Origin of the sequence: Citrobacter sp. FDAARGOS_156 (assembly GCF_001559235.2) — a bacterium.
Taxonomy (GTDB): domain Bacteria; phylum Pseudomonadota; class Gammaproteobacteria; order Enterobacterales; family Enterobacteriaceae; genus Citrobacter; species Citrobacter youngae.
This window is the reverse complement of the sequence record NZ_CP014030.2, coordinates 3,124,845-3,137,971: the sequence shown is the minus strand read 5'-3', so window position 1 is coordinate 3,137,971 and position 13,127 is coordinate 3,124,845. Positions and strand designations below refer to the sequence as shown.

The 13,127-nt window shown below is 52.1% G+C and carries 12 protein-coding genes; 10 read left to right on the top strand and 2 right to left on the bottom strand.

The genetic code is table 11. The annotated features are described in order from the left end of the window. Positions 1 to 29: 29 nt before the first annotated feature. Positions 30 to 3,278 carry a ribonuclease E gene (gene rne, locus AL515_RS15450; protein WP_061068123.1) on the bottom strand — a complete coding sequence of 1,083 codons (3,249 nt, stop codon included), beginning with the start codon at positions 3,276 to 3,278 and terminating at the stop codon, positions 30 to 32. Between the two features lie 699 nt (positions 3,279 to 3,977). On the opposite strand from rne, the gene rluC reads away from it, so the two are divergent. Further along, positions 3,978 to 4,931, top strand: a complete 954-nt coding sequence (rluC, locus tag AL515_RS15435; protein ID WP_170973089.1) for a 23S rRNA pseudouridine(955/2504/2580) synthase RluC — start codon at positions 3,978 to 3,980, stop codon at positions 4,929 to 4,931. Positions 4,932 to 5,047: 116 nt separating this feature from the next. On the opposite strand, the gene AL515_RS15430 is transcribed toward rluC, so the two are convergent. Beyond that, positions 5,048 to 5,632, bottom strand: coding sequence for a Maf family protein (locus AL515_RS15430; protein ID WP_048211235.1), 585 nt, complete (start codon positions 5,630 to 5,632; stop codon positions 5,048 to 5,050). Between the two features lie 197 nt (positions 5,633 to 5,829). Here AL515_RS15430 and yceD point away from each other — a divergent pair, with 197 nt between their 5' ends. The 9 genes from yceD (at position 5,830) to pabC (ending at position 13,127) form a co-directional block, all read left to right on the top strand. Next, positions 5,830 to 6,351 carry a 23S rRNA accumulation protein YceD gene (gene yceD, locus AL515_RS15425; RefSeq protein ID WP_003036239.1) on the top strand — a complete coding sequence of 174 codons (522 nt, stop codon included), beginning with the start codon at positions 5,830 to 5,832 and terminating at the stop codon, positions 6,349 to 6,351. Positions 6,352 to 6,367: 16 nt separating this feature from the next. Then, a complete protein-coding gene (gene rpmF / locus AL515_RS15420) occupies positions 6,368 to 6,541 on the top strand; it encodes a 50S ribosomal protein L32 (protein WP_003036242.1) in 174 nt (57 codons plus the stop codon). Between the two features lie 122 nt (positions 6,542 to 6,663). Beyond that, positions 6,664 to 7,743 carry a phosphate acyltransferase PlsX gene (gene plsX / locus AL515_RS15415; protein ID WP_071887359.1) on the top strand — a complete coding sequence of 360 codons (1,080 nt, stop codon included), beginning with the start codon at positions 6,664 to 6,666 and terminating at the stop codon, positions 7,741 to 7,743. A 78-nt stretch (positions 7,744 to 7,821) separates the two neighbouring features. Next, positions 7,822 to 8,775, top strand: a complete 954-nt coding sequence (gene fabH / locus AL515_RS15410) for a beta-ketoacyl-ACP synthase III (RefSeq protein ID WP_005129019.1) — start codon at positions 7,822 to 7,824, stop codon at positions 8,773 to 8,775. A gap of 15 nt (positions 8,776 to 8,790) precedes the next feature. Then, positions 8,791 to 9,720, top strand: coding sequence for an ACP S-malonyltransferase (gene fabD, locus AL515_RS15405; RefSeq protein ID WP_061068121.1), 930 nt, complete (start codon positions 8,791 to 8,793; stop codon positions 9,718 to 9,720). 12 nt (positions 9,721 to 9,732) lie between these two features. Beyond that, entirely contained in the window at positions 9,733 to 10,467 is a 735-nt protein-coding gene (fabG, locus tag AL515_RS15400) for a 3-oxoacyl-ACP reductase FabG (RefSeq protein ID WP_003036255.1), read from the top strand. 155 nt (positions 10,468 to 10,622) lie between these two features. Continuing rightward, complete coding sequence (acpP, locus tag AL515_RS15395; RefSeq protein WP_000103754.1) at positions 10,623 to 10,859, top strand: acyl carrier protein; 237 nt, start codon at positions 10,623 to 10,625, stop codon at positions 10,857 to 10,859. An 86-nt stretch (positions 10,860 to 10,945) separates the two neighbouring features. Next, positions 10,946 to 12,187, top strand: coding sequence for a beta-ketoacyl-ACP synthase II (gene fabF, locus AL515_RS15390; protein ID WP_005129014.1), 1,242 nt, complete (start codon positions 10,946 to 10,948; stop codon positions 12,185 to 12,187). 130 nt (positions 12,188 to 12,317) lie between these two features. Beyond that, complete coding sequence (pabC, locus tag AL515_RS15385) at positions 12,318 to 13,127, top strand: aminodeoxychorismate lyase (protein WP_061068120.1); 810 nt, start codon at positions 12,318 to 12,320, stop codon at positions 13,125 to 13,127.

The window sequence follows — 13,127 nt, the reverse complement described above, 5'->3', positions numbered from 1 at the left end:
CTGAGGTCGGCTTTTTCATTGCTTAGGACTTACTCAACAGACTGCGGTCGCGTTGCTGGCGCGGTTGCCTGATGGCTGGCACTGTGTCCGCCTGCAGCACCTTTGCCTTCAAAGGCGAATGCCGGGCGCTGCCACTCGCTATGACGCGGCGCTTCAGGCACATATTCCGGAGCCGGAGCGCGGGTCATCGGTGCGGTCGCATGGCTGTGAAGATGTTCTGCGTCAACACGGGTTGCGACAGCGTCAGACTTAACGACTGCGGTTTCGACGACAGGTGCTGCAACAACTTCTTGCGGCGCTGCGACTTCTTCAACAACAGGCGCTGTTTCCACAACCTCGACAATCTCTTCAACCGCTTCAGGCTGGGAGACAACGACATCCGCAGGTTCTTCGATAACCGGCGAAGCCACAACTTCAGCCACAGGTTCGGCTTTCGCAGCGATCTCCTCGGCAACCGGTGCGTCAGACTCAGCGATAATTTGCGGTTGCTGCTCGACCGGAGTAGCAATCACTTCCGGATGTGCCGTTTCAGCCACAACGGTCTGCGTTTCCACTACGCTAACATCGGGTTGCGCGACGTCTGCCTGTGCAGGGACATCCACAATGTGCTCAACGACAGCTGCAGCGGCTTGAGGCTCTACTGCCACAGATGCGTTTTGTTCCAGCTCCAGTTTCTGTTCGCGCTGTTCTTCAACCTGCATGTCCTGAGTACGGGCAACAGGGTAGCTAATCCAGACTTTGCCGGACGCTAATTCCGGAGAAGCACAGGCAACCGTTAACGGCATCGGCGACTGAACCGGATAGCGTTCGTCACGATAGCGACGACGACGCTGCCCGCTTACGCGCAGATGGCGAGGAGAACGACGTGAGCGACGAGGCATACCGTTATTATCACGTGCTTCGTTGTTGTCTTCTTGCTCTGATGCAACGACTGCGGGTAAATCGACTTTAGCCAGTTCGGTACGTTGAGCCGGGGCAGACTGTTCAACAGATTGAGCAACGGCGGTTTCAGCAACAATGGCTGCGGTCGCCACTTCAGCTTCAACCGGCGCGCTGTCAGCGAATCGAACTTTCTGATTCAACTGACGCTGTTTACGACGAGTCTGCGGCTGACGCACGCGTTCTTCCTGCTCGGAATCCTGCGCAGGCTGTTCAGCCAGGTTCAGCTCTTTAACTTCCTGCTGCGCCTGACGTTTGTCATCGTTGCGACGGCGGTTGCGTTCGCGACGCGGAGCCTGCTGCTCGTCACCGGATTTCGCTTTGTCTGCCACATCGCTGGACTGCTGGCGGTTGTCACGAGTTTCAGCAGTCTGCTGCTGCGCCTGACGACGATTACGACGATTTTCATCGCGGTTTTCGCCGTTTTCTGAACGCTCATTACGGTTGTCACGGTCACCACGGTTGTCACGATTATCACGACGCTCGTTACGGTCACGACGATTGTTCTGACGCGGTTTGCGACGATCCTGCTGGCGTTCCGTTTTCTCTTCAGCTTTCGGTGCCGGTTGTTCAACCGGTTTCACTTCTTCACTGCTGCCAAAGATGGACTTCAGCGCGCCGAAGAAACGGCTAATCAAACCCGGCTGCGCAGCGACAGGTGCGGTCGCGGCAGCAGCTTTAGGCGCGGCAGCTTTCACGGCTGGCTCCTGCAGTGCAGGGGCAGGCGGAACATCAGGCATCGCGAAAGTGGCGAGTGCCGGTTGTTCAGGTTGCTTACGCTCAACGTATTCTTCTTCCGTCGGCAACGCCATCGCTTCTTCGTGCAGTTTCGGCAGCAGGTAGCTCAGGGTAGGCGTTTCTTCCCCTTTGCGTACACGCAGCACGGAGTAGTGCGGGGTTTCCATCTGATCGTTTGGCACGATCACACAGCGCACGCCGTTCTGACGCGTCTCGATGGCATTGACCGCGGTACGTTTTTCGTTAAGCAGGTAGGATGCGATCGGCACAGGAACAATAGCGTGAACTTCCTGTGTATTCTCTTTCAGCGCCTCTTCTTCGATCAGACGCAGAATAGACAGCGACAGTGATTCGTTATCACGTACGGTACCGGTGCCGGAGCAACGCGGGCAGACGTGGTGACTGGATTCACCCAGCGACGGGCTCAGACGCTGGCGGGACATTTCCAGCAGACCGAAGCGAGAAATATGGCTGATCTGAATACGCGCTCTGTCCTGGCGAACCGCTTCACGCAGACGGTTTTCTACCGCACGCTGGTGGCGAACCGGGGTCATATCGATAAAATCGATGACGATCAGGCCACCAAGGTCACGCAGACGCAACTGACGCGCAATTTCATCAGCAGCTTCAAGGTTAGTGTTAAACGCCGTTTCTTCAATATCGCCGCCGCGGGTTGCGCGAGCGGAGTTGATATCGATAGCAGTCAGCGCTTCAGTGCTGTCGATAACGATTGAGCCGCCGGAAGGCAGACGCACTTCACGTTGGAAGGCGGATTCAATCTGGGATTCAATCTGGTAGTGGCTGAACAGCGGGATTTCACCGGTGTACAGTTTGATTTTGCTGCTGAAATCCGGACGACCCAGCGCAGCGATGTGCTGACGCGCCATCTCCATGACTTTTGGGTTGTCGATGAGGATTTCGCCGATGTCCTGGCGCAGATAGTCGCGGAAGGCACGCACGATAACGTTGCTTTCCTGGTGGATCAGGAACGGGGCAGGACGGCTTTCAGCCGCTTTTTGAATGGCTTCCCAGTGTTTCAGACGGAAGCTCAGGTCCCACTGCAGTGCTTCGGCCGATTTACCGACACCCGCGGTACGTACGATAAGCCCCATGCCATCAGGCAATTCGAGGCTTGCCAGCGCTTCTTTTAACTCGGTACGGTCATCGCCTTCAATGCGACGAGAGATACCGCCCGCACGCGGGTTGTTTGGCATCAAAACCAGATAGCTGCCTGCCAGACTGATAAAGGTTGTCAGTGCTGCGCCTTTATTTCCGCGCTCTTCTTTATCTATCTGAACGATAACTTCCTGACCTTCACGCAACACATCTTTAATGTTGGGGCGGCCATGGGAACTGTAGTTTGCAGGAAAATATTCGCGGGCAATTTCTTTTAACGGGAGGAAACCGTGACGTTCAGCGCCGTAATCAACAAAAGCAGCTTCCAGACTCGGTTCAATACGGGTAATTTTACCTTTATAGATGTTGGCTTTTTTCTGCTCGTGTCCAGGACTTTCGATATCCAGATCGTACAGACGCTGCCCATCTACAAGGGCGACACGCAACTCTTCCTGCTGAGTTGCGTTAATTAACATTCTTTTCATCGTAACTTACTCATTATTCTTACATTGACGACTAAGCTGCGGGCAGAGAAATGCCTTTCCGGGTGTGAACCGATGGCCTCGTGTCTATTCGCGTCGCCAACCTCACGGTTATCGTCAGCTCAAAGAGGCGCAGAGTGTCGGTTGCCTGTATTTCATACGGAAACACAGCGCAATTATCAGGGGAACAGTCTGGGTATTACTCTCCAGAGAAGCTTCCATTGTGCTTGTCGTCTTTCACGCTGTTGGTGCGTTGGCTTCATCTTCTCACCCCAGACACTTACAGGAGTAAGCTTCTGGGGGTTCCCAGACTTGCCGCCTTCCTACAACGCGAAATCCATAGAGCACTTACCGGTAAGGACTGCAACCCGCAGCCCGCTAACTGCCTGAAAGATCAATACGTCTTACGCCATTGCTGCGTTGATGATCGGTCGGGCAAAATTGGGTCATTCCGGAAAAGTTCTTGTTTTAACAAGATTCAACACGGAAACGAGCTCATTATTCCACTGCTAACCTTGTTATAGCAAGATGACTTTTGCCATTTATCACCCGGTTACTCACAGTTTTTACACTTCCGCCTGGTGATTGCTTTAATAACCACCAAATCGGTTCTGTCAAACTTAAGTAATCAGGTATAGCAGTTAATATAAGCATAGAAAAATGTGTGGCGCGAATCTTGATGGCTATTTAAAATCGGCCCCCATGAAAACAGAGACTCCAGCCGTAAAAATAGTTGCCATTACTGCCGATGAAGCAGGGCAACGCATCGACAACTTTTTGCGCACCCAGCTCAAAGGCGTGCCGAAAAGTATGATTTATCGCATTTTGCGTAAAGGCGAAGTGCGGGTGAATAAAAAACGCATCAAACCTGAGTACAAACTCGAAGACGGGGATATTGTGCGTATTCCGCCAGTGCGTGTCGCTGAGCGTGAAGAAGAAGCGATTTCTCCGAATTTGCAGAAGGTCGCTGCGCTGACGGATGTCATTTTGTATGAAGATGACCATATTTTGGTGCTTAACAAACCTTCTGGCACCGCCGTCCATGGCGGCAGCGGATTAAGCTTTGGTGTGATCGAAGGTTTACGTGCCTTACGTCCGGAAGCGCGTTTCCTTGAACTGGTGCATCGCCTGGACCGTGATACCTCCGGTGTTTTGCTGGTCGCCAAAAAGCGCTCGGCGCTGCGTTCACTGCATGAACAATTGCGTGAAAAAGGGATGCAAAAAGACTATCTGGCGCTGGTAAGGGGTCAGTGGCAATCGCATGTCAAAGCTGTGCAGGCACCTTTGTTAAAGAACATTCTGCAAAGCGGCGAGCGTATCGTGCGGGTAAATCAGGAAGGGAAACCGTCGGAAACCCGTTTTAAAGTGGAGGAGCGCTATGCGTTTGCCACGCTTGTGCGCTGCAGCCCCGTGACCGGACGCACGCACCAGATTCGTGTGCATACGCAATATGCCGGACATCCGATTGCTTTTGATGACCGCTATGGCGACCGTGAGTTCGATAAGCAACTGGCGGGTACGGGGTTGAACCGTCTGTTTCTGCACGCTGCTGCGTTGAAGTTTACTCATCCCGGTACGGGTGAGGTTATGCGTGTTGAAGCGCCGATGGATAATCAACTGAAACGCTGCCTTGAGGTATTACGCAGCAAAGCCTGATGCGCGTTGCGATTTTATCGCGTTAAACCCGTAGGCCGGATAAGACGTTTACGTCGCGCCTGATGGCGCTGCGCTTATCAGGCCTACTTGATTACGCCTGTACAGGAGTTCTTTAATCAGGCGTTCAGCGGGTTCATGTCTTCCCTGCGCAGCATCTGACACAACGCGATCAGCGGCAAGCCAATCAGTGTGTTAGGATCGCGGCCCTCCAGACGCTCAAAGAGTGCGATACCTAATCCTTCACTTTTAAAACTACCTGCGCAATGTAACGGGCGTTCTTTACGCACGTAATCTTCAATTTCCATTTCACTTAAATGGCGAAAATGGACATCGAACGGTTCAACTTCGGTTTGTAGATGACCGTTAGCTGAATTATAAAGCGCCAGTCCGGTATAAAACGTGACAATATTTCCACTGGCTTTGGTTAATTGTTGTCTGGCGTTTTCTTCCGTTAACGGCTTGCCGGTTATTTCACCATCAAGAACACAAATTTGATCAGACCCAATTATCAAATGTGATGGAAACCGATGGGCAAGGGATTGCGCTTTTTCCTGTGCCAGGCGTAACACTAAATGTCGGGGTGTTTCGCCGGGTAAGGGGGTTTCATCAACCTCTGGGGCTGCGCATTCAAACGGGATGGCCAATTTTTCGAGCAAAGCGCGACGCCAGGGAGAGGTAGACGCAAGAATAAGTTGAGGCATATTTTTTCCCCCGCATATAGCGTAATGATGAGAGCCATTTTAAACTATGGACTGCGTCCTTCAAGCTGGCTGCGATGGCTTGTCGTGATCGATTTTAAGTCGATGACCCGCAATGTGTGCGAATTATTGGCAAAAGGCAACCACAGGCTGCCTTTTTCTTTGACTATATGACGTTACAAAGTTAATATGCGCGCCCTATGCAAAAGGTAAAATTACCCCTGACTCTTGATCCGGTTCGTACGGCTCAAAAACGCCTCGATTATGAAGGTATCTATACTTCTGATCTGGTAGAGCGCGTCGCCGATTCTGTAGTCAGTGTGGACAGTGATGTGGAATGCTCCATGTCGTTCGCTATCGATAACCAGCGTCTCGCCGTTATAACCGGTGATGCGAAGGTATCGGTTACGCTCGAGTGTCAGCGTTGCGGGAAACCGTTCCCACTTCATGTTCACACAACATATTGTTTTAGTCCTGTCCGTTCTGACGAGCAGGCTGAAGCACTCCCGGAAGCGTATGAGCCGATTGAGGTTAACGAATTCGGTGAAATCGATCTGCTTGCAATGGTTGAAGATGAGATTATCCTCTCCTTGCCGGTAGTTCCGGTGCATGATTCTGAACACTGTGAAGTGTCCGAGGCGGACATGGTCTTTGGCGAATTGCCTGATGAAGCGCAAAAACCAAACCCATTTGCCGTATTAGCCAGCTTAAAGCGTAAGTAATTGAGGAGTAAGGTCCATGGCCGTACAACAGAATAAACCAACCCGTTCCAAACGTGGCATGCGTCGTTCTCATGACGCTCTGACCGCAGTCACCAGCCTGTCTGTAGACAAAACTTCTGGTGAACAACACCTGCGTCACCACATCACTGCCGACGGTTTCTACCGTGGCCGTAAGGTAATCGCTAAGTAATCACGCATGACTCAATGGATTTCCCACTTTGGTGAGAAAAACAAAGAGTACACGCGTGATGAAGCTTAGTGAGGCTTTCCCCGGGTAACTGGGGAAACACCTAACCGGGCAGCGACGATACCTTGACACGTCTAACCCTGGCGTTAGATGTCATGGGGGGAGATTTTGGCCCTACCGTGACAGTGCCTGCAGCATTGCAGGCACTGAATTCTAATTCGCAACTCACTCTTCTTTTAGTCGGGGATCCCGATACAATCACGCCATTACTTGCCAAAGCTGACTTCGAACAACGTTCACGTCTGCAGATTATCCCTGCTCAGTCAGTTATTGCCAGTGATGCCCGGCCCTCGCAAGCAATCCGCGCCAGTCGTGGAAGCTCAATGCGTGTTGCCCTGGAGCTCGTGAAAGAAGGTCGAGCGCAAGCCTGTGTCAGCGCTGGTAATACGGGCGCACTAATGGGTCTTGCGAAACTCTTGCTCAAACCCCTTGAGGGTATTGAGCGTCCTGCGCTGGTCACGGTTTTACCGCATCAGCAAAAGGGCAAAACGGTGGTGCTGGATTTAGGCGCCAACGTGGATTGCGACAGTACGATGTTGGTGCAATTTGCCGTTATGGGTTCCGTGTTGGCAGAAGAGGTGGTTGGGATTGCCAGGCCTCGCGTTGCGTTACTCAATATAGGCGAAGAAGAAACTAAGGGTCTCGACAGTATTCGGGACGCTTCTGCTGTGCTAAAAACAATCCCTTCTATCAATTATATCGGCTATCTTGAAGCCAATGAGTTGCTGACTGGCAAAACGGATGTGTTGGTCTGTGACGGCTTTACAGGTAATGTCACATTAAAGACGATGGAAGGTGTTGTCAGAATGTTCCTTTCACTGCTGAAATCTCAGGGTGAGGGCAAAAAACGGTCGTGGTGGCTGCTGTTATTAAAACGTTGGTTACAAAAAAGCCTGACAAGGCGATTTAGTCACCTCAACCCCGACCAGTATAATGGCGCCTGTCTGTTAGGATTGCGCGGCACGGTGATTAAAAGTCATGGTGCTGCCAATCAGCGAGCATTTGAAGTCGCGATTGAACAGGCAGTGCAGGCGGTGCAGCGACAAGTTCCTCAGCGAATTGCCGCTCGCCTGGAATCTGTATACCCAGCTGGATTCGAACTGCTGGACGGTGGCGAAAGTATCAACTCACGAGTGCACAGGTAACAGTGCCGGCTGAGGGTGCTGTCAACGTACCAGCGATTTGCTCGTGGCGGTATATAACCAAAAAGTGACTGAGCGTACATGTATACGAAGATTATTGGTACTGGCAGCTATCTGCCTGAACAAGTGCGTACTAACGCCGATTTGGAAAAAATGGTCGAGACATCTGATGAGTGGATCGTCTCTCGTACAGGTATCCGCGAACGCCATATTGCTGGGCCAAATGAAACCGTTGCGACGATGGGCTTTGCCGCCGCTAACCGTGCACTTGAAATGGCCGGCATCGACAAAGAACAAATTGGTCTGATTGTGGTTGCTACCACGTCATCAACCCACGCATTTCCAAGCGCGGCGTGCCAGATCCAAAGTATGCTGGGGATTAAAGGCTGTCCGGCGTTTGATGTTGCAGCGGCCTGTGCTGGTTTTACCTATGCACTTAGTGTTGCCGATCAGTATGTAAAATCTGGCGCGGTCAAACATGCGCTGGTTGTCGGATCGGATGTGCTGGCGCGCACCTGTGATCCAACCGACCGTGGGACGATCATTATTTTTGGTGATGGCGCGGGTGCAGTTGTACTGAGCGCATCAGAAGAGCCAGGTATTATCTCCACCCATCTGCACGCTGACGGTAGCTATGGTGAACTGCTGACGCTGCCTAATGCCGATCGCGTGAACCCGGAAAACCCGATTCACCTGACGATGGCGGGTAACGAAGTTTTTAAAGTCGCGGTGACCGAGCTTGCGCACATCGTTGATGAAACGCTGGAAGCAAATAACCTCGACCGTTCTGCGCTGGACTGGCTGGTGCCGCATCAGGCAAACCTTCGCATTATCAGCGCAACAGCGAAAAAGCTGGGGATGTCGATGGATAATGTCGTCGTCACGCTGGACAGACATGGCAATACGTCCGCTGCTTCCGTACCGTGCGCGTTGGACGAAGCCGTCCGCGACGGGCGAATTAAAGCAGGGCAGTTGGTATTGCTTGAAGCCTTCGGAGGTGGATTCACCTGGGGCTCCGCGCTGGTTCGTTTCTAGTATAAGGATTTTAACATGACGCAATTTGCATTTGTGTTCCCCGGTCAGGGTTCCCAAACCGTTGGAATGTTGTCTGATATGGCAGCAAGCTACCCAATTGTTGAAGAAACTTTTGCTGAAGCTTCAGCGGCGCTGGGCTATGATCTTTGGGCGTTGACTCAGCAAGGTCCGGCAGAAGAACTGAACAAAACCTGGCAGACGCAGCCAGCGCTGTTGACCGCATCTGTCGCGCTGTATCGCGTATGGCAGCAGCAGGGTGGTAAAACGCCTGCGCTGATGGCAGGTCACAGCCTGGGTGAATACTCTGCGCTGGTATGTGCGGGTGTTATCGGCTTTGCCGATGCCGTACGTTTGGTTGAACTGCGTGGCAAATTTATGCAGGAAGCCGTACCGGAAGGCACAGGTGGCATGTCTGCTATCATCGGTCTGGATGATGCCGCTATCGCGAAAGCGTGCGAAGAGTCTGCTGAAGGTCAGGTGGTTTCACCGGTAAACTTTAACTCACCGGGTCAGGTGGTTATTGCCGGGCACAAAGAAGCTGTAGAGCGTGCAGGTGCAGCTTGTAAAGCTGCTGGCGCTAAGCGTGCGTTACCGTTACCGGTTAGCGTTCCATCTCACTGTGCGCTCATGAAGCCTGCAGCCGAGAAACTGGCTGTTGAACTGCAAAAAATTACCTTTAACACGCCGACTGTTTCCGTTGTGAACAACGTTGACGTGAAGTGCGAAACCACTGCCGATGCTATCCGCGATGCGCTGGTTCGTCAGCTTTACAGCCCGGTTCAGTGGACTAAGACCGTTGAATTTATGGCATCTCAGGGCGTAGAGCACCTGTATGAAGTCGGTCCGGGTAAAGTCCTCACCGGTTTGACGAAACGTATTGTTGACACCCTGACTGCTTCGGCACTGAATGAGCCGGCGGCGATGTCTGCGGCGCTAGAGCAATAAAAGAGGAAAACCATGAGTTTTGAAGGAAAAATCGCGCTGGTTACCGGTGCAAGCCGTGGCATTGGCCGCGCAATTGCTGAGACACTCGTTGCCCGTGGCGCGAAAGTTATCGGTACTGCCACAAGCGAAAGCGGCGCGCAGGCCATTAGCGATTACTTAGGTGCAAATGGCAAAGGTCTGATGTTGAATGTGACCGACCCTGCATCTATCGAATCGGTTCTGGAAAATATTCGTGCAGAATTTGGTGAAGTCGATATCCTGGTCAATAATGCCGGGATTACTCGTGATAACCTGTTAATGCGCATGAAAGATGACGAGTGGAACGATATCATCGAAACCAACCTGTCATCTGTTTTCCGTCTGTCAAAAGCGGTAATGCGAGCTATGATGAAAAAGCGTCATGGTCGTATTATCACTATCGGTTCTGTGGTTGGTACCATGGGAAATGCGGGTCAGGCTAACTACGCTGCGGCGAAAGCGGGTCTGATCGGCTTCAGTAAATCACTGGCGCGTGAAGTCGCGTCCCGTGGTATTACTGTAAACGTTGTTGCTCCGGGCTTTATTGAAACGGACATGACGCGTGCGCTGTCAGATGATCAGCGTGCGGGTATTCTGGCGCAGGTTCCTGCGGGTCGCCTTGGTGGCGCTCAGGAAATCGCCAGCGCGGTTGCATTTTTAGCTTCCGACGAAGCAAGTTACATCACAGGTGAGACTTTGCACGTCAACGGCGGGATGTACATGGTTTAACCACGATTGAAAAATATTTGCGTTATTAGGGTGAATGGCCTCAAAATAGCGCAAAATCGTGGTAAGACCTGCCGGGATTTAGTTGCAAATTTTTCAACATTTTATACACTACGAAAACCATCGCGAAAGCGAGTTTTGATAGGAAATTTAAGAGTATGAGCACTATCGAAGAACGCGTTAAGAAAATTATCGGCGAACAGCTTGGCGTTAAGCAGGAAGAAGTTACTAACAATGCTTCCTTCGTTGAAGACCTGGGCGCGGATTCTCTTGACACCGTTGAGCTGGTAATGGCTCTGGAAGAAGAGTTTGATACTGAGATTCCGGACGAAGAAGCTGAGAAAATCACTACCGTTCAGGCTGCCATTGATTACATCAACGGCCACCAGGCGTAAGTGAACATCTCCAGGCGGTCATTCGACCGCCTGAGTTTTATCTTTTTTTCCCACTTGAATTATTTTTCCCTCCCTGGAGGACAACCGTGTCTAAGCGTCGTGTAGTTGTGACCGGACTGGGCATGTTGTCTCCTGTCGGCAATACCGTAGAGTCTACCTGGAAAGCTCTCCTTGCCGGTCAGAGTGGCATCAGCCTGATTGACCATTTCGATACTAGCGCCTATGCAACGAAATTTGCTGGCTTAGTAAAGGATTTTAACTGTGACGACATTATCTCGCGCAAAGAACAGCGCAAGATGGATGCCTTCATTCAATATGGAATTGTCGCTGGCGTTCAGGCCATGCAGGATTCTGGCCTCGAAATTACGGAAGAGAACGCTCACCGTGTTGGCGCCGCTATCGGCTCCGGTATTGGCGGTCTCGGTCTTATCGAAGAAAACCATACCTCTCTGGTAAATGGTGGACCGCGTAAGATCAGCCCGTTCTTCGTTCCGTCGACGATTGTTAACATGGTGGCGGGTCATCTGACCATCATGTACGGCCTGCAAGGGCCAAGCATCTCCATCGCCACGGCCTGTACTTCAGGCGTGCACAACATCGGTCATGCCGCGCGTATCATTGCATACGGCGATGCGGACGCGATGGTTGCGGGTGGTGCAGAAAAAGCCAGTACACCGCTGGGTGTGGGTGGTTTTGGCGCAGCACGTGCGCTGTCTACGCGTAACGATAACCCGCAAGCGGCAAGCCGTCCGTGGGATAAAGAGCGTGACGGTTTTGTGCTGGGCGACGGCGCAGGTATGGTGGTGCTGGAAGAGTACGAGCATGCGAAAGCACGTGGCGCAAAAATCTATGCTGAAGTGGTTGGCTTTGGTATGAGCAGCGATGCTTACCATATGACATCACCTCCGGAAAATGGTGCAGGTGCTGCACTGGCGATGGTCAATGCGCTGCGTGATGCGGCGATTGAACCTGGTCGTATTGGCTATGTCAATGCGCATGGTACGTCCACACCAGCAGGTGATAAAGCAGAAACCCAGGCCGTGAAATCGGTGTTTGGTGATGCTGCACGTAGCGTGATGGTTAGTTCAACCAAATCCATGACCGGACACCTGTTGGGTGCTGCGGGCGCGGTAGAGTCTATTTTCTCTATTCTGGCGCTGCGCGATCAGGCTGTTCCACCAACCATCAACCTGGATAACCCAGATGAAGGTTGTGACCTGGATTTCGTTCCGCACGAGGCGCGTCAGGTTAGCGGTATGGAATACGCACTGTGTAACTCCTTTGGCTTCGGTGGCACCAACGGTTCTGTGATCTTCAAAAAGATCTAAGCACCAGCAGGTAACTTACCTGGCTCTAAGAGAAAAGGCCCGCTTGTCGGGCCTTTTTTTATTCAGCTTTCAGTCCTTGTCCTGGTTGACTCATCCTGCCAAACTAGCGGACCACGAATAAGGAGCCACTATGTTCTTAATTAATGGCCGTGAGCAGGATATGCTGGCTGCAAGCGATCGGGCGACGCAGTTTGGCGATGGCTGCTTTACCACTGCGCGTATTACCGACGGCGAAATTTGCTTTTTTGCAGCGCATCTCCAGCGTTTACAGGACGCATGCCAAACATTGTTTATCCCCTTCGATAAGTGGTCAGAACTGCAAGCTGAAATGGGAAAACTGGCTGCAGGGCATGCGCGTGGCGTACTGAAAGTGATTATCAGTCGTGGCAGTGGCGGTCGCGGTTACAGTGGGGCAAGCTGCCATGAGCCGACCCGTATCCTCTCTGTCTCTGTTTACCCTGCGCATTATGATAGCTGGCGAAAGCAAGGCATCGTGCTGGCGTTAAGTCCTGTTCGTCTGGGGCGCAATCCGATGCTTGCCGGGCTTAAACATTTGAATCGACTCGAGCAGGTGTTGATTCGCTCTCATCTTGAGCAGACGGACGCAGATGAAGCACTGGTTCTTGACAGTGAGGGATGGGTTACGGAATGCTGTGCGGCTAATTTGTTCTGGCGTAAGGGTGATGTGGTTTACACTCCCCGGCTGGATCAGGCCGGCGTGAACGGCATTATGCGACAATTCTGTATCCGGATGCTGGCACAATCGCCGTTCAGTATTGTCGAAAAGTATGCCGGGTTGGAAGAGGTTATGCAGGCCGATGAAATCGTCGTCTGTAATGCGTTAATGCCTGTTATTCCCGTGCGTGCCTGTGGCGACACATTGCTGTCATCACGTTTGTTATTCGATTTTTTAGCCCCACTTTGTGAGCACCCGAATTAG